Below are 16331 nucleotides of genomic sequence, written 5' to 3'. Positions count from 1 at the left end.
GAGCGTGTCGTTGATCGCTTCCGACCAGTTCCGCATCGTTGTCGGCCTCGGCAAGAGCGGTATGTCCCTGGTGCGCTTTCTGGCGCAGCAGGGCGTGCGCTTTGCCGTGGCCGATACGCGCGCGAACCCGCCGGAGCTGGAAACGCTCAAGCGTGACTACCCGCAGGTGGAAGTCCGTTGCGGCGAACTGGACGTGGATTTTCTCTGCCGCGCCTCGGAGCTCTACGTGAGCCCGGGTCTGGCCATCGCCACCCCGGCGCTGGCCGAGGCCGCCGCGCGTGGTGTGAAGCTGTCCGGCGACATCGACCTGTTCGCCCGTCATGCCAAGGCGCCGATCGTCGCCATCACCGGCTCCAATGCCAAGAGCACCGTCACCACCCTGGTCGGTGAGATGGTAGCAGCGGCCGGCAAGCGCGTCGCCGTGGGCGGCAATCTCGGTACCCCGGCGCTGGACCTGCTGGCGGATGATGTCGAACTGTACGTGCTGGAGCTGTCCAGCTTCCAGCTGGAGACCACCGACCAGCTCAATGCCGAAGTGGCCACCTGTCTCAACGTCAGCGAAGACCACATGGACCGTTACAGCGGCCTGCCGGCCTATCACCTGGCCAAGCACCGGATCTTCCGTGGTGCCCGACAGGTGGTGATCAACCGTGATGACGCGCTGTCGCGTCCGCTGATCGCCGATCAGGTGACCTGCTGGGAATTCGGTCTGGGCAAACCCGACTTCAAGCGCTTCGGCCTGCTCGAAGAGAACGGCGAGAAGTGCCTGGCGTTTCGTTTCGACGCGTTGCTGCCGGTGAGCCAACTGAAGATCCGTGGTGCACACAACCAGTCCAACGCCCTGGCGGCGCTGGCGCTCGGTCATGCCGTCGGCCTGCCGATGGACGCCATGCTGGCCACCTTGCGCCAGTTCGCCGGCTTGCCGCACCGCTGCCAGTGGGTCGGTGAGCGCGCCGGAGTGAATTACTACGACGATTCCAAGGCCACCAACGTGGGTGCTGCGCTGGCGGCCATCGAAGGCCTGGGCGCGGACATCGATGGCAAGCTGATGCTGATCGCCGGTGGCGATGGCAAGGGCGCCGATTTTTCCGCACTGAAGGCGCCGGTTGCGCGCTTCTGCCGCGCCGTGGTGCTGCTTGGTCGGGATGCCGAACTGCTTGCCGCAGCGCTGGGCGATGCCGTGCCGCTGGTGCGCGTGGCGACCCTGGACGAAGCCGTGCAGCGCTGCAGCGAACTGGCCGAGGCCGGTGATGCGGTGCTGTTGTCGCCGGCCTGTGCCAGCCTGGACATGTTCAAGAACTTCGAAGAACGCGGACGTCTGTTCGCCCAGGCCGTGGGAGGGCTGTTCTGATGCTGGCCTTCCTGCGCGCTCGCCCCTCACCGCTGCTCGGTCGCGGCTTCGATGTCGACTTCCCGATGCTGGCCGGCTGCCTCGGCCTGCTGGGCCTGGGCCTGGTGATGATCACCTCGGCCTCGTCGGAAGTGGCGGCAGCGCTGTCCGGCAATCCGCTTTACCACATGATTCGCCACCTGGTTTACCTGATCATCGGTCTGGGGGCCGCCGGCATCGTGCTGATGATCCCCATGAGTTTCTGGCAGCGTTATGGCTGGATGATGCTGCTGGCGGCCTTCGGCCTGCTGGTGCTGGTGCTGATTCCCGGTATCGGCCGCGAGGTCAACGGTGCGCGGCGCTGGATCGGCTTCGGTGCCTTCAACGTGCAGCCGTCGGAAATTGCCAAGGTGTTCGTGGTGGTCTATCTGGCTGGCTATCTGGTGCGCCGTCAGGAGGAAGTGCGCGAAAGCTGGATGGGCTTCTTCAAACCGTTCGTGGTGTTGCTGCCGATGGCCGGTCTGCTGCTGCTGGAGCCGGACTTCGGCGCCACCGTGGTGATGATGGGCTCGGCCATGGCCATGCTGTTCCTCGGCGGCGTCGGCATGCTGCGTTTCGGCCTGATGGTAGCGCTGGCGGTCGGCGCGGTGTTCGTGCTGGTGCAGACCCAGGAATATCGCCTGCAGCGTCTTATCACATTCACCGACCCCTGGGCCGACCAGTATGGCTCGGGCTATCAGCTGACCCAGGCGCTGATCGCCTTCGGTCGCGGCGAGTGGTTCGGCGTCGGCCTGGGCAACAGCATCCAGAAGCAGTTCTACCTGCCGGAAGCGCATACCGACTTCGTGTTCTCGGTACTGGCCGAGGAGCTGGGTTTCGTCGGCGCGCTGGCGACCCTGGCGCTGTTCGTCTTCGTTTGCGTGCGCGGCCTGTATATCGGCCTGTGGGCAGAGAAGGCCAAGCAGTTCTTCTCCGCCTATGTGGCCTACGGCCTGTCCTTCCTGTGGATTGGGCAGTTCCTGATCAATATCGGGGTGAACACCGGCCTGCTGCCGACCAAGGGTCTGACCTTGCCGTTCCTCAGCTACGGTGGTTCGTCGCTGGTGATCTGCTGCGTCAGTCTGGCGGTTCTGCTGCGTATCGAATGGGAGCGGCGCAACGTGTTGGGCAACGAGGATATCGAGTTCAGCGAAGAGGATTTCGCCGATCCGAACCAGGAGGTCGCCCATGCGCGGTAATGTCCTGATCATGGCCGGCGGCACCGGCGGGCATGTATTCCCGGCGCTGGCCTGCGCGCGCGAATTCCAGGCCCGTGGTTACAGCGTGCACTGGCTGGGTACGCCGCGTGGCATCGAGAACGAGCTGGTGCCGCAAGCCGGTTTGCCGCTGCACCTGATCAACGTCAGCGGCCTGCGTGGCAAGAGCAAGCTGTCCCTGCTCAAGGCGCCGTTCCAGTTGCTGCGCTCGCTGTTGCAGGCGCGTCGTATCGTGCGCGAGTTGCAGCCGGTCTGCGTGCTGGGCATGGGCGGCTATGTCACGGGGCCGGGCGGACTGGCTGCGCGCATGGCCGGTGTGCCGCTGGTGATTCACGAGCAGAACGCCGTGGCCGGCACTGCCAATCGCCTGCTGTCGCGCATCGCCACGCGCATCTGCGAAGCCTTCCCGAATACCTTCGGCGCATCCGACAAGCGCCGCACCACCGGCAACCCGGTGCGTGAAGAGCTGTTCCTGGAGACGCCGCGCGAGCCGCTGGCCGGGCGTCAACCGAAACTGCTGGTGCTCGGCGGCAGCCTCGGCGCAGAGCCGCTGAACAAACTGCTGCCGGCCGCGCTGGGGAAAATCCCTGTCGATGTGCGTCCGCAGGTGTTCCATCAGGCCGGTAAGCAACATGCCGAGATCACTGCGGAGCGTTATCGAGATGCTGCGGTCGAAGCCGAGGTCGCGCCCTTCATCAAGGACATGGCTCGCGCCTATGGCTGGGCCGATCTGGTGGTCTGCCGCGCCGGTGCGCTGACTGTCAGCGAGCTTGCAGCCGCTGGCTTGCCGTCGTTTCTCGTGCCATTGCCGCACGCCATCGACGACCACCAGAGCCGCAATGCCGAATATCTGGCGAAGGAGGGCGCAGCCGTTCTTCTTCCGCAACATGCCACTGACGCGGACAGGCTTGCCGCGCAGCTCACCGAGGTTCTGATGCACCTGGAAAAACTCACTGTCATGGGCGCCACCGCGCGTCGCCTGGCCAAGCCCGATGCAACCCGCACGGTGGTCGACATCTGCCAGGAGGTGATGCGTGGCTAAGTCCCCTGCTGCAGTCAAGGCCGAAGTACGGCGCATGCGCCGTATCCGCCGCATTCACTTCGTCGGTATCGGCGGCGTCGGCATGTGCGGTATCGCCGAAGTGTTGCTCAACCTGGGTTACGAAGTGTCCGGCTCCGACCTCAAGGCCTCGGCCGTGACCGAGCGCCTGGCGAACTTCGGCGCCACCATCTTCATTGGCCACCGCGCGGAAAATGCCGAGCAGGCCGACGTGCTGGTGGTCTCCAGCGCAATCAATACCAGTAACCCGGAAGTCGCCACCGCTCTGGAGCGGCGTATTCCGGTGGTCCCGCGGGCCGAGATGCTTGCCGAGCTGATGCGCTATCGCCACGGTATCGCCGTGGCCGGAACCCATGGCAAGACCACTACCACCAGTCTGCTGGCCTCGGTGTTCGCCGCCGGCGGTCTGGATCCGACCTTCGTCATCGGTGGTCGTCTGAACGCGGCTGGGACCAATGCCCAGCTCGGCTCCAGCCGTTTCCTGATCGCCGAAGCCGACGAGAGCGACGCCAGCTTCCTGCACCTGCAGCCGATGGTTTCGGTGGTCACCAATATAGATGCCGACCATATGAGCACCTATGGCGGCGACTTCAACAAGCTGAAGAAGACCTTCGTCGAGTTCCTGCACAACCTGCCGTTCTACGGTCTGGCGGTGCTCTGTGTGGACGATCCGGTGGTGCGCGAACTGCTGCCGCAGATCGGCCGCCCGACCGTGACCTATGGCTTCAGCGAAGACGCCGACGTGCGCGCAATCAACGTGCGCCAGGAAGGCATGCGTACCCATTTCACCGTGCTGCGTCCGGAGTGCGAACCGCTCGACGTGTCGGTCAACATGCCGGGCAACCACAACGTTCTCAATGCACTGGCGACCATTGCCATCGCCACCGACGAAGGCATCGAGGATGCTGCCATCGTCAGCGGGCTGGCGGATTTCCAGGGCGTCGGCCGACGCTTCCAGGTCTACGGCGAGCTGCCGGTGGACGGTGGCAGCGTGATGCTGGTGGACGACTACGGTCATCACCCGCGTGAAGTGGCTGCGGTGATCAAGGCCGTGCGTGGTGGCTGGCCGGAGCGCCGCCTGGTGATGGTCTACCAGCCGCACCGCTATACCCGCACCCGCGACCTGTACGACGACTTCGTGCAGGTGCTGAGCGAAGCCAATGTGCTGCTGCTGGTTGAGGTCTATCCGGCCGGCGAAGAGCCGATTCCGGGCGCAGACAGCCGGCAGATGTGTCACAGCATCCGTCAGCGCGGTCAGCTCGACCCGATCTATGTCGAACGTGGTGTCGACCTGGCGCCGCTGCTCAGACCGCTGTTGCGCGCCGGCGACATCCTGCTGTGCCAGGGCGCCGGCGATATCGGCGCGGTGGCGCCGCAACTGATCAAGCACCCGCTGTTCGTGGGGGAGTCGAAATGAGTTTGCACAATACCCTCGACCCCAAGGCATTCGGCCGCGTTGCCGTGCTGTTCGGCGGCAAGAGCGCCGAGCGTGAGGTGTCGCTGAAATCCGGCAACGCCGTGCTCAGCGCCCTGCAGGCGGCTGGCGTGGAGGCCTTCGGCATCGATGTGGGGGATGATTTTCTGGCTCGCCTGAACAGCGAGAAGATCGACCGTGCCTTCATCGTGCTGCACGGCCGCGGCGGCGAAGACGGCTCCATGCAGGGTCTGCTCGAGTGCGCCGGCATTCCCTACACCGGCAGCGGCATCCTCGCTTCGGCGTTGGCCATGGACAAGCTGCGCACCAAGCGCGTGTGGCTGAGCCTGGGCCTGCCGACACCGGCGCACGCTGCCCTGAGCTGCGAAGAGGACTGTCGCCGCGCAGCTGCCGAGCTGGGCTTCCCGCTGTTCGTCAAACCGGCCCACGAGGGTTCGAGCATCGGCATGGCCAAGGTCAACGATCTCGAGGCGCTGATCGCAGCCTGGAAGGATGCCAGCCGTTACGACTCGCAGGTGTTGGTCGAGCAGATGATCGACGGTCCCGAGTTCACCGTCGCCATGTTGCGCGACCAGGTGCTGCCACCGATTGCTCTGGGCACGCCGCATACCTTCTACGACTACGACGCCAAGTACCTGGCCAGTGATACCCAGTACCGCATCCCCTGCGGCCTCTCGGCTGAGAAGGAAGCGGAGCTGAAGGACCTCACCGCGCGTGCCTGCGAGGCCGTGGGCACCCAGGGCTGGGCGCGCGCCGACGTGATGCAGGATGCCAGCGGCAAATTCTGGCTGCTGGAAGTGAATACCGTACCGGGCATGACCGATCACAGCCTGGTGCCAATGGCCGCGCGTGCCGCCGGTCTGGATTTCCAGCAGCTGGTGCTGGCAATTCTGGCCGACAGCGTCGAGGCGAGGGGTTAAGTCATGGCAGTGGCTTTGCGTCACCAGGACACGCTGAGGGCTCCGCTGCGCGGCAAGCCCGCGCCGCGTGGCGCCAGCCGTCTGGTGGCCAAGGAGCCGATGCGTCTGCGCATGCCCAAGGCGGATTTTTCCTGGGTCGGGCGCTTGCTCTGGCCGCTGGTGCTGATCGGTCTGGGCTTTGCTGCCTACGAAGGTGCGCAGCGTCTGCTGCCCTATGCCGACCGGCCGATAGCGCGCATCAGCGTGCAGGGCGATCTGGCCTACATCAGCCAGCAGGCGGTGGAGCGGCGCATCGCGCCGTTCATCGAGGCGAGCTTCTTCAGCGTCGACCTGCGCGGCATGCGTGAAGAGCTGGAGCGTATGCCCTGGATCGCCCACGCAGAAGTGCGCCGCGTCTGGCCGGATCAGATCGACGTGCGTCTGGAAGAACAACTGCCCATCGCCCGTTGGGGCGACGAGGCACTGCTGAACAATCAGGGGCAGGCGTTTGCACCGCAGGAGCTGGACAACTACCAGCACCTGCCTCAGCTGTCCGGCCCGCAGCGAGCGCAACCCAAGGTGATGCAGCAGTATCAGATGCTCAGCCAGTTGCTGCGGCCGATGGGCTTCACCGTGGTCGGCCTGCAATTGCGCGAGCGTGGCAGCTGGTTCCTCTCGGCCACCGAGAACGCCAGCGGTCAACGCATCGACATCCTGCTGGGGCGTGATCACGTGGTGGAAAAAATGCGTCGGTTCGCCGCCATCTATGAGCGCGAGCTGAAAGAACAGAGCGCGAACATCGCGCGCATCGACCTGCGTTATGCCAACGGCCTCGCCGTGGCCTGGCGTGAGCCGGTGGAGCCGGCTGCGGCCGAGCAGAAAGTGAATTGAGGAGAGACAGGACTAATGAGTAGCGCGCAGAGCGGCAAGATGATCGTTGGCCTGGACATCGGCACCTCCAAGGTGGTGGCGCTGGTGGGTGAGGTGACGGCCGACGGCCAGCTGGAGATCGTCGGCATCGGCACCCATCCGTCGCGCGGCCTGAAGAAGGGCGTGGTGGTCAATATCGAGTCCACCGTGGCCTCGATTCAGCGCGCCGTCGAAGAAGCCCAGCTGATGGCCGGCTGCCGCATCCACTCGGCCTTCGTCGGCCTCGCCGGCAATCACATCCGCAGTCTGAACTCCCACGGTATCGTCGCCATTCGTGATCGCGAGGTGAGCCCGGCAGATATCGAGCGCGTGCTCGACGCCGCGCAGGCCGTCGCCATCCCGGCCGATCAGCGCGTGCTGCACACCCTGGCGCAGGACTATGTGATCGACAACCAGGAAGGCGTGCGCGAGCCGCTGGGCATGTCCGGCGTGCGCCTGGAAGCCAAGGTACATGTGGTGACCTGCGCCACCAATGCCGCGCAGAACATCGAGAAATGCGTGCGTCGCTGTGGTCTGGAAGTCGACGACATCATCCTCGAGCAGCTTGCGTCCGCATATTCGGTACTGACCGAAGACGAGAAGGAGCTGGGCGTGTGTCTGGTGGATATCGGCGGCGGCACCACCGATATCGCCATCTTCACCGAAGGTGCGATTCGCCACACCGCGGTCATCCCGATTGCCGGTGACCAGGTCACCAACGACATCGCCATGGCTCTGCGTACGCCGACGCAGTATGCCGAGGAAATCAAGATCCGCTACGCCTGCGCGCTGGCCAAGCTGGCCGGTGCCGGTGAAACCATCAAGGTGCCCAGCGTCGGTGATCGTCCGCCGCGCGACCTGTCCCGCCAGTCCCTGGCCGAGGTGGTCGAGCCGCGTTACGACGAACTGTTCACCCTGGTGCAGGCCGAGTTGCGTCGCAGTGGCTACGAGGACCTGATTCCCGCCGGCATCGTCATGACCGGCGGTACGGCGAAGATGGAAGGTGCGGTCGAACTGGCCGAGGAAATCTTCCACATGCCGGTGCGCCTTGGCGTGCCGCATAGCGTCAAGGGCATGGCCGACGTCGTGCGCAACCCGATTTATTCCACTGGTGTGGGCTTGCTGCTGTACGGGCTGCAGAAGCAGAACGATGGCATTTCCATGTCGGTGGGCAGTCCTTATCAGGACGAAGGCAAAACCCCGGTACTCGAGCGCATCAAGCGCTGGGTACAAGGCAATTTCTGAATTTGCAGTAGGCGTTACACAACTAGAAAGGAAGGAGAGGGATCATGTTCGAACTAGTAGATAACATTCCACAAAGTGCGGTGATCAAGGTCATCGGTGTCGGCGGTGGCGGCGGTAACGCGGTCAACCACATGGCGGTCAGCAACATCGAAGGCGTCGAGTTCATCTGCGCCAACACCGATGCGCAGGCGCTGAAGAACATCGGTGCGCGCACCGTGCTGCAGCTCGGCCCGGGCGTGACCAAGGGCCTGGGTGCTGGCGCCAATCCGGAGGTCGGTCGTCAGGCCGCTCTGGAAGACCGCGAGCGCATCGCCGAAGTGCTGCAGGGCACCGACATGGTGTTCATCACCACCGGCATGGGCGGTGGCACCGGTACCGGCGCCGCTCCGGTGATCGCCGAGGTCGCCAAGGAGCTGGGCATCCTCACCGTGGCCGTGGTCACTCGTCCGTTCCCGTTCGAGGGCAAGAAGCGCATGGTCATTGCCGATGAAGGCATCCGCGCGCTGGCCGAGAGCGTCGACTCGCTGATCACCATCCCCAACGAAAAACTGCTGACCATCCTCGGCAAGGATGCCAGCCTGCTGTCCGCCTTCGCCAAGGCGGACGACGTGCTGGCCGGCGCCGTGCGCGGCATCTCCGACATCATCAAGCGTCCGGGGATGATCAACGTCGACTTCGCCGACGTTAAGACCGTGATGAGCGAAATGGGCATGGCGATGATGGGCACCGGCTGCGCCAGCGGTCCGAACCGTGCGCGTGAGGCTACCGAAGCGGCCATCCGCAACCCGCTGCTGGAAGACGTCAACCTGCAGGGCGCGCGCGGCATCCTGGTTAACATCACTGCCGGTCCCGACCTGTCGCTGGGCGAGTACTCCGACGTGGGTAACATCATCGAGCAGTTCGCTTCCGAGCAGGCCACCGTCAAGGTCGGCACCGTGATCGATGCCGACATGCGTGACGAACTGCACGTGACCGTGGTCGCCACCGGCCTCGGCGCGCGCATGGAAAAACCGGTCAAGGTGGTCGACAACACCGTGCAGGTTGCCGTCAGCCAGCCGGTTGCCCAGCAGCCTGCCGCGCAGCCGCGCAGCGAGCAGTCGGTCAACTACAAGGACTACGAGCGTCCGACCGTTCAGCGTCAGAGCCACAGCGGTGCGGCCACTGCAGCCAAGCTCAATACCCAGGATGATCTGGATTACCTGGATATTCCGGCCTTCCTGCGTCGCCAGGCTGATTGATGGAATTTATCAGGAGTATAAGGGTGATTGGTGTTCAGCAAAGGTCGGTTCTGCTATCATTCCCGACCATTGTTGAAAACAGTTCGCAACTAGCGATATAGCGGCCAAGCCATGATCAGACAACGCACCCTGAAGAACATCATCCGTGCCACCGGCGTTGGCCTGCATTCGGGGGAAAAGGTTTACCTGACCCTGAAGCCGGCTCCGGTGGATACCGGTATCGTGTTTCGTCGTACCGATCTCGACCCGATCGTGGAAATCCGCGCATTGGCCGGGAATGTCGGTGAAACCACCATGTCGACCACGTTGATCAATGGTGATGTCAAGGTGGATACGGTAGAGCATCTGCTTTCGGCCATGGCAGGCCTGGGCATCGATAACGCCTACGTCGAGCTCTCCGCGTCCGAAGTGCCGATCATGGATGGCAGCGCTGGTCCCTTCGTATTCCTGATTCAATCCGCTGGCCTGCAGGAGCAGGAAGCGCCGAAGAAGTTCATCCGCATCCTGCGTGAGGTGACTGTGGAGGAGGGCGACAAGCGCGCCACCTTCGTGCCTTTCGACGGCTTCAAGGTGAGCTTCGAGATCGACTTCGATCACCCCGTGTTCCGCAATCGTACGCAGAGCGCCAGCGTGGATTTCTCCAGCACGTCTTTCGTCAAGGAAGTCAGCCGGGCCCGCACCTTCGGCTTCATGCGTGACATCGAGTTCCTGCGTTCGCAGAACCTGGCACTCGGTGGCAGTGTGGAAAACGCCATCGTGGTCGACGAGAACCGCGTGCTCAATGAAGACGGCCTGCGTTACGAGGACGAATTCGTCAAACACAAGATTCTAGATGCTATCGGCGACCTGTACCTGCTGGGCTACAGCCTGATCGGCGAGTTCAAGGGCTTCAAGTCTGGTCACGCGCTCAACAATCGTTTGTTGCGCACGCTGATCGAGCAGACCGATGCCTGGGAAATGGTGACCTTCGAGGACGCCAAACTTGCGCCGATCTCTTACATGCGCCCGGTTGCGGCCGTGTAAGCCAACTCTCTTTCCTGCATCAAGTTGAGGCCACCTTCGGGTGGCCTTTTTATGGCGTGCCGTTTGTCTGGTGAGGGCGGTGAGGCAAAAGGTGGCGACGAGCGGAACTAGGGGGTTACTCGTTCTTCTGCGTATGGCTGGCCAGGCGCTCCAATGCGGCACGTAGCCTGGGGTCGCTGATACCTTCGGCTGTTGCCTGGATACTTTGTGCGGCGCTATCAGACAAGTGCAAGGTGCGACCGGTTCCACGAATCTGGCCGCCTTGTGGTTGCACCTTGAACAGAATTTTCGTTAAGGTCGCGAACTCTTCAAGTGCCTGCAGTTGTCGTTGCAGTCTTTTTTGCTGATAACGCAGGCGTGTTGCCCAGTGGCCATCGGTCACTATCAATAGCAGACAGCCGTCGCGCCAGGACGCCACGTGACAGTGTTCCCTGGCTGCCGGCTGCAGCTGGCTTTCGACAAGACGCTGCAGGTGGGTAAGGCGTTGCGCCTGACCGAACAGCGCTTTCAGGGGCTTGGCTTCGCGCAGAAGCTTGGCGGGTGCCTGGGCCGGCAAGGGACGAAACGACATGGCAGGAGGCCTTTGGTTGCAGAGCCGACATGGTAGCAGAGCGTGCTGCCGGCCTGTGTTCGGCGAAATGGGGAAGCGATGCATATCATTCTGCTTAATAGTCGCCACGGTTCGGCGCAAACGATCCATCTAAACCTGCGCTGGCTGCTGTTGTCGGTTGTTCTGTTGCTGTGCATGAGCCTTGGTGCTGGTGCCGCGATGGGGGCCAAGTGGCTGACCGCCGAGCCTGTGGTCGATGCCTCGCTGGCCGAAGCGCTCGATCAGCAGCGCGAGCAGGTCGGCGCCGTGCGTCAGGACGCTCAGCGCCAGCTCGACGCCTTCGCCGCGCATGTTGCCGAGTTGCAGGCGCGTCTGACCCGGCTCGATGCGCTGGGTGAGCGCCTCACGGAGCTGGCGGAGCTGGATGCCGGCGAGTTCGACTTCTCCCTCAGTGTCGGTCAGGGTGGCGCGGAAGATGCTCTGGGCGCTTCGGCCTATGCCCCGCCACCTTTCATGAATGCGCTGGACGACCTGGCGCTGCGTGTCGAAAGCCGTGAGCAGCAGCTGGAGGTGCTGGAGCAACTGCTTGGCGAGCGTCGCCTGAGCGAAGCTGAAACCCTCTCCGGTCGCCCTGTCTTGCAGGGATATGTGTCCTCGCCATTCGGGCGCCGCGTGCATCCGCTGACCGGCCGTACCAGTGTGCACAAAGGGATGGACTTCGCAGCCAAGCCGGGCAGTGATGTGGTCGCCGTGGCGGCCGGGGTGGTGACTTTCTCCGGCAAGAAGAACGGTTACGGCAATACCGTGGAAATCAGTCACGCCGATGGCTACGTCACGCTGTACGCGCACAACCAGAGCAACATCGTGCAGATCGGTGATCTGGTGCAGCGTGGCCAGACCATCGCCAGGGTCGGCCGCACGGGGCGCTCCACGGGTTATCACGTGCATTTCGAAGTCAGCAAGGATGGCCGGCAGGTCAACCCGTCGCTGTACATCGCACGTGCCAGTGGCGTCGAATGAGCGGTTTTCGCGCTGCCCTTGAATTGCCAGCATTGATCCTCATATAAAACATTACGCCGCGTCCCTGGTTCTCCGGGGATACCCGGTTTGCGCCATCACGCGGCAGCAATGGGCTGACAACGTCACTTTCCTCCCCGGCTTTTCCGGGTAGAATGCCCCCTTCGCCCGCAGCCATGCAGGCTGCCATGTCGCGATTTGCGCCGACCTCCATCCATTCGCCGGAAGATCCTGTCGATATGTTTGCGCCTCTGTTGAAAAAACTTTTCGGAAGCAAGAATGAGCGTGAAGTAAAGCGCATGCTCAAGACGGTGCAGGCCGTCAACGCCCTCGAAGAGCAGATGATCGCCCTCTCGGACGAGCAGCTGCGCGGCAAGACCGAAGAGTTCAAGGCCCGTCTGGCCAAGGGCGAAACGCTCGACCAGCTGCTTCCCGAAGCCTTCGCGGTGTGCCGCGAGGCGGGCAAGCGCGTCATGGGCATGCGCCACTTCGATGTGCAGCTGATCGGTGGCATGACCCTGCACGAAGGCAAGATCGCCGAGATGCGCACCGGTGAGGGCAAGACCCTCGTGGGTACCCTGGCGGTTTACCTCAATGCGCTGTCCGGCAAGGGCGTGCACGTGGTCACGGTCAACGAATACCTGGCCCGTCGTGACGCCAACTGGATGCGTCCGCTGTACGAATTCCTCGGTCTTTCCGTGGGCATCGTCACTCCGTTCCAGCCGCCGGAAGAGAAGCGCGCCGCCTACGCCGCCGACATTACCTACGGCACCAACAACGAATTCGGTTTCGACTACCTGCGCGACAACATGGCCTTCAGCCTGGAAGACAAGTTCCAGCGCGAGCTTAACTTCGCCGTGATCGACGAAGTCGACTCCATCCTCATCGACGAAGCCCGTACCCCGCTGATCATCTCTGGCCAGGCCGAAGACAGCTCGAAGATGTACGTCGAGATCAATCGACTGATTCCTCGCCTGAAGCAGCACATCGAGGAAGAAGAGGGCGTGGTCACTCAGGAAGGCCACTACAAGGTCGACGAGAAAAGCCGTCAGGTCGAGCTCAACGAAGCCGGCCACCAGTACGTCGAGGAGATGCTCACCGCTGCCGGCCTGCTGGCCGAAGGCGAGAGCCTCTACTCCGCCCACAACCTAGGCCTGCTGACCCACGTCTACGCCGGCCTGCGTGCGCACAAGCTGTTCCATCGCAATGTCGAATACATCGTGCAGGACGGTCAGGTCATCCTGATCGATGAGCACACCGGCCGTACCATGCCGGGTCGCCGCCTCTCCGAAGGTCTGCACCAGGCCATCGAGGCCAAGGAAGGGGTGAATATCCAGGCCGAGAGCCAGACTCTTGCCTCGACCACCTTCCAGAACTACTTCCGCCTCTACAACAAGCTGTCCGGCATGACCGGTACCGCCGATACCGAGGCTTTCGAGTTCCGCCAGATCTATGGTCTGGACGTGATGGTGATTCCGACCAACAAGCCGGTCGCGCGCAAGGACTTCAACGATCTGGTCTATCTGACCCAGGAGGAGAAGTACCAGGCGATCATCGCCGACATCAAGGAGTGCCAGGCTCAGGGCCGTCCGGTGCTGGTGGGTACCGCCACCATCGAAACCTCCGAATACGTCAGCCAGCTGCTGAACAGGGAAGGCATCGAGCACAAGGTGCTCAACGCCAAATTCCACGACAAGGAAGCCGAGATCATCGCTCAGGCCGGTCGTCCGGGGGCGCTGACCATCGCTACCAACATGGCCGGTCGTGGTACCGACATCCTTCTTGGCGGCAACTGGGAAGTGGAAGTCGCGGCGCTGGAGAACCCCACCGAAGAGCAGATCGCGCAGATCAAGGCCGAGTGGCAGAAGCGCCATCAGCAGGTGATCGAAGCCGGCGGCCTGCACGTGATCGCCTCCGAGCGCCACGAATCGCGCCGTATCGACAACCAGCTGCGTGGTCGTGCCGGCCGTCAGGGTGACCCGGGGTCCAGCCGCTTCTACCTGTCGCTGGAAGACAACCTGATGCGCATCTTCGCCTCCGACCGGGTGAAGAACTTCATGAAGGCCCTCGGCATGCAGTCCGGCGAGGCCATCGAGCACCGCATGGTGACCAACGCCATCGAGAAGGCCCAGCGCAAGGTCGAAGGCCGCAACTTCGACATGCGTAAGCAGCTGCTCGAATTCGACGACGTGGCCAACGAGCAGCGCAAGGTCATCTACCACATGCGCAACAGCCTGCTGGCGGCCGATAACGTCGGTGACACCATCGCCGAGTTCCGCGAGGAAGTACTGACCGCCGCCATCAACAACCACATTCCGCCGCAGTCGATGCCGGAACAGTGGGACGTCGCCGGCCTGGAAGCTACCCTGCAGAGCGACTTCGGCATCAAACTGCCGATCCAGCAGTGGCTGGACGAAGACGACAAGCTGTACGAGGAAACCCTGCGCGAGCGCATCCTCGCCGAGCTGCTGGCTGCGTACAACGAGAAGGAGACCCAGGCCAGCGCCGAAGCCCTGCGTACCTTCGAGAAGCAGATTCTGCTGCGCGTACTGGACGATTTGTGGAAAGACCATCTGTCGACCATGGATCACCTGCGCCACGGCATTCACCTGCGCGGCTACGCGCAGAAGAACCCCAAGCAGGAATACAAGCGCGAGTCCTTCGCCCTGTTCCAGGAACTGCTGGAGTCGATCAAGCGCGACACCATCCGCGTGCTCAGCCATGTTCAGGTGCGTCGAGAAGACCCGGCCGAAGAAGAGGCCCGCCTGCGTCGCGAAGCCGAAGCCATGGCCGAGCGCATGCAGTTCCAGCACGCTGACGCCTCTGCGCTAGCATCTGAAGAGAAGGATGGTGAACAAGGCGACGTTGCCGTGGCCACCGCGCCGGTGCGTGCCGAGGCCAAGGTTGGTCGCAACGAGCCCTGCCCATGCGGCTCGGGCAAGAAGTACAAACACTGCCACGGCCAGATCGGCTGATCGCACTGCTTGCAGTAGTGGACGCTTCGGCTATGCTGCCAGCGCCCTGACAACGCCGCGAACGGCTCAGCCGCTCGCGGCGTTTTACCATCTCACTCGGTCGCTGAAGCGATCACCGCATATCTGAAGGAGCGCACCTCATGGCTGTTGGTCTTGGCCCGCTGTCTACCCTGCACCCGGTTCCTGGTTTCGAGCTGGGCATCGCCTCGGCCGGCATCAAGCGTCCCGGGCGCAAGGATGTGGTGGTGATGCGCTGCGCGGAAGGCTCGCGTATTGCCGGTGTGACCACCACCAATGCGTTCTGCGCCGCCCCCGTGCTGATCACCCGCGAACGTCTCGGCGGCGAGGTGCGCTACCTGCTGACCAATACCGGCAATGCCAACGCCGGTACCGGGGCCGATGGTCTGGCGCGTGCGCGTCGCGCCTGTGCACGCCTGGCCGAGCTGGCCGGTGTTGCCGAAAGCGCGGTGCTGCCATTTTCCACCGGGGTGATCGGCGAACCGCTGCCGGTCGAGAAGATCGAGTCCGCCTTGCAGGCCGCGCTGGATGACCTCAAGGCTGACAACTGGGAAGCGGCCGCCACCGGCATCATGACCACCGATACCCTGCCCAAGGGCGCCAGCCGCCAGTTCCAGCACGACGGTGTGACCATCACCGTCACCGGCATCTCCAAGGGTGCCGGCATGATCCGCCCGAACATGGCCACCATGCTTGGCTATATCGCTACCGACGCCAAGGTCGCCCAGGGCGTGCTGCAGGATCTGGTGCGCGACGCGGCGAACAAATCGTTCAACCGCATCACCATCGACGGCGATACCTCGACCAATGACTGCTGCATGCTGATCGCTACCGGCCAGGCTGCACTGCCTGAGATCAGCGAGGCCTCCGGCGAGCTGTTCGCCAAGCTCAGGCAGGCGGTATTCGAGGTGTTCATGGAGGTGGCGCAGGCCATCGTTCGTGACGGCGAAGGGGCCACCAAGTTCGTTACCGTGCAGGTCAACGGTGGAGGTACCCATCAGGAGTGTCTGGATGTGGCGTATGCCGTGGCCCATTCACCGCTGATCAAGACCGCGCTGTTCGCCTCCGACCCGAACTGGGGGCGGATCCTGGCAGCCGTCGGCTATGCCGGTGTGCCGCAACTGGATGTGGGCAAGATCGACGTGTTCCTCGGCGAGGTCTGCATTGCCAGCAAGGGCTGCCGTGCGGCCTCCTACACCGAAGAGCAGGGCGCGGCGGTGATGGCCCGCGAGGAGATCACCATCCGTATCGAGCTGGGTCGCGGCAGCTGCAGCGAGACCATCTGGACCACCGACCTGTCCCACGAATACGTGAAGATCAACGCCGAATACCGCACCTGATTGGTTTCTGCCGTGCATTATTCCCGCGCCTCATGA

Annotated in this window: 13 protein-coding genes; 12 read left to right on the top strand and 1 reads right to left on the bottom strand. The window is 63.3% G+C overall.

The features are described from left to right. The first annotated feature begins 4 nt into the window (after nucleotides 1–4). The 9 genes from murD (at nucleotide 5) to lpxC (ending at nucleotide 10395) form a co-directional block, all read left to right on the top strand. A complete protein-coding gene (gene murD / locus OEG79_RS16770) occupies nucleotides 5–1351 on the top strand; it encodes a UDP-N-acetylmuramoyl-L-alanine--D-glutamate ligase (protein WP_264146086.1) in 1347 nt (448 codons plus the stop codon). Further along, entirely contained in the window at nucleotides 1351–2568 is a 1218-nt protein-coding gene (gene ftsW / locus OEG79_RS16765) for a putative lipid II flippase FtsW (RefSeq protein ID WP_264146085.1), read from the top strand. Before murD ends, ftsW begins: the two co-directional genes overlap by 1 nt. Then, nucleotides 2558–3628 (top strand): undecaprenyldiphospho-muramoylpentapeptide beta-N-acetylglucosaminyltransferase, encoded by a 1071-nt coding sequence (gene murG, locus OEG79_RS16760; RefSeq protein ID WP_264146084.1) that lies wholly within the window; start codon nucleotides 2558–2560, stop codon nucleotides 3626–3628. Before ftsW ends, murG begins: the two co-directional genes overlap by 11 nt. Nucleotides 3629–3662: 34 nt before the next feature. Next, nucleotides 3663–5063, top strand: coding sequence for a UDP-N-acetylmuramate--L-alanine ligase (gene murC / locus OEG79_RS16755; protein WP_264148739.1), 1401 nt, complete (start codon nucleotides 3663–3665; stop codon nucleotides 5061–5063). After that, complete coding sequence (locus OEG79_RS16750; RefSeq protein WP_264146083.1) at nucleotides 5060–6001, top strand: D-alanine--D-alanine ligase; 942 nt, start codon at nucleotides 5060–5062, stop codon at nucleotides 5999–6001. Before murC ends, OEG79_RS16750 begins: the two co-directional genes overlap by 4 nt. Nucleotides 6002–6004: 3 nt before the next feature. Continuing rightward, nucleotides 6005–6871, top strand: a complete 867-nt coding sequence (locus OEG79_RS16745) for a cell division protein FtsQ/DivIB (protein ID WP_264146082.1) — start codon at nucleotides 6005–6007, stop codon at nucleotides 6869–6871. A 15-nt stretch (nucleotides 6872–6886) separates the two neighbouring features. Further along, the gene (ftsA, locus tag OEG79_RS16740) at nucleotides 6887–8134 is read left to right on the top strand and encodes a cell division protein FtsA (RefSeq protein ID WP_264146081.1); all 1248 of its coding nucleotides are present in this window, start codon (nucleotides 6887–6889) and stop codon (nucleotides 8132–8134) included. A 44-nt stretch (nucleotides 8135–8178) separates the two neighbouring features. Further along, nucleotides 8179–9372, top strand: a complete 1194-nt coding sequence (gene ftsZ, locus OEG79_RS16735; protein ID WP_264146080.1) for a cell division protein FtsZ — start codon at nucleotides 8179–8181, stop codon at nucleotides 9370–9372. 111 nt (nucleotides 9373–9483) lie between these two features. Continuing rightward, a complete protein-coding gene (gene lpxC / locus OEG79_RS16730) occupies nucleotides 9484–10395 on the top strand; it encodes a UDP-3-O-acyl-N-acetylglucosamine deacetylase (protein ID WP_264146079.1) in 912 nt (303 codons plus the stop codon). A 115-nt stretch (nucleotides 10396–10510) separates the two neighbouring features. On the opposite strand, the gene OEG79_RS16725 is transcribed toward lpxC, so the two are convergent. After that, entirely contained in the window at nucleotides 10511–10966 is a 456-nt protein-coding gene (locus OEG79_RS16725; protein WP_264146078.1) for a DUF721 domain-containing protein, read from the bottom strand. A 78-nt stretch (nucleotides 10967–11044) separates the two neighbouring features. Here OEG79_RS16725 and OEG79_RS16720 point away from each other — a divergent pair, with 78 nt between their 5' ends. The 3 genes from OEG79_RS16720 (at nucleotide 11045) to argJ (ending at nucleotide 16295) form a co-directional block, all read left to right on the top strand. After that, nucleotides 11045–11965 carry a M23 family metallopeptidase gene (locus OEG79_RS16720; RefSeq protein ID WP_264146077.1) on the top strand — a complete coding sequence of 307 codons (921 nt, stop codon included), beginning with the start codon at nucleotides 11045–11047 and terminating at the stop codon, nucleotides 11963–11965. Nucleotides 11966–12201: 236 nt separating this feature from the next. Beyond that, on the top strand, nucleotides 12202–14937 hold the full coding sequence (gene secA, locus OEG79_RS16715; protein ID WP_264146076.1) for a preprotein translocase subunit SecA: 2736 nt from the start codon (nucleotides 12202–12204) through the stop codon (nucleotides 14935–14937). Between the two features lie 140 nt (nucleotides 14938–15077). Next, on the top strand, nucleotides 15078–16295 hold the full coding sequence (gene argJ, locus OEG79_RS16710) for a bifunctional glutamate N-acetyltransferase/amino-acid acetyltransferase ArgJ (protein ID WP_264146075.1): 1218 nt from the start codon (nucleotides 15078–15080) through the stop codon (nucleotides 16293–16295). Nucleotides 16296–16331 lie beyond the last annotated feature (36 nt).

Origin of the sequence: Pseudomonas sp. Z8(2022) (assembly GCF_025837155.1) — a bacterium.
Lineage (GTDB): Bacteria > Pseudomonadota > Gammaproteobacteria > Pseudomonadales > Pseudomonadaceae > Aquipseudomonas.
Note: the sequence above shows the minus strand (reverse complement) of the source record. Positions and strands in the feature narration are given on the sequence as shown.

Excerpts from the sequence above, each read along its gene's own strand:
- ftsW (WP_264146085.1), top strand. The coding sequence starts at position 1,351 with ATGCTGGCCTTCCTGCGCGCTCGCCCCTCACCGCTGCTCGGTCGCGGC.
- murG (WP_264146084.1), top strand. The coding sequence starts at position 2,558 with ATGCGCGGTAATGTCCTGATCATGGCCGGCGGCACCGGCGGGCATGTA.
- murC (WP_264148739.1), top strand. The coding sequence starts at position 3,663 with ATGCGCCGTATCCGCCGCATTCACTTCGTCGGTATCGGCGGCGTCGGC.
- OEG79_RS16750 (WP_264146083.1), top strand. The coding sequence starts at position 5,060 with ATGAGTTTGCACAATACCCTCGACCCCAAGGCATTCGGCCGCGTTGCC.
- OEG79_RS16745 (WP_264146082.1), top strand. The coding sequence starts at position 6,005 with ATGGCAGTGGCTTTGCGTCACCAGGACACGCTGAGGGCTCCGCTGCGC.
- ftsA (WP_264146081.1), top strand. The coding sequence starts at position 6,887 with ATGAGTAGCGCGCAGAGCGGCAAGATGATCGTTGGCCTGGACATCGGC.
- ftsZ (WP_264146080.1), top strand. The coding sequence starts at position 8,179 with ATGTTCGAACTAGTAGATAACATTCCACAAAGTGCGGTGATCAAGGTC.
- lpxC (WP_264146079.1), top strand. The coding sequence starts at position 9,484 with ATGATCAGACAACGCACCCTGAAGAACATCATCCGTGCCACCGGCGTT.
- OEG79_RS16725 (WP_264146078.1), bottom strand. The coding sequence starts at position 10,966 with ATGTCGTTTCGTCCCTTGCCGGCCCAGGCACCCGCCAAGCTTCTGCGC.
- OEG79_RS16720 (WP_264146077.1), top strand. The coding sequence starts at position 11,045 with ATGCATATCATTCTGCTTAATAGTCGCCACGGTTCGGCGCAAACGATC.
- secA (WP_264146076.1), top strand. The coding sequence starts at position 12,202 with ATGTTTGCGCCTCTGTTGAAAAAACTTTTCGGAAGCAAGAATGAGCGT.
- argJ (WP_264146075.1), top strand. The coding sequence starts at position 15,078 with ATGGCTGTTGGTCTTGGCCCGCTGTCTACCCTGCACCCGGTTCCTGGT.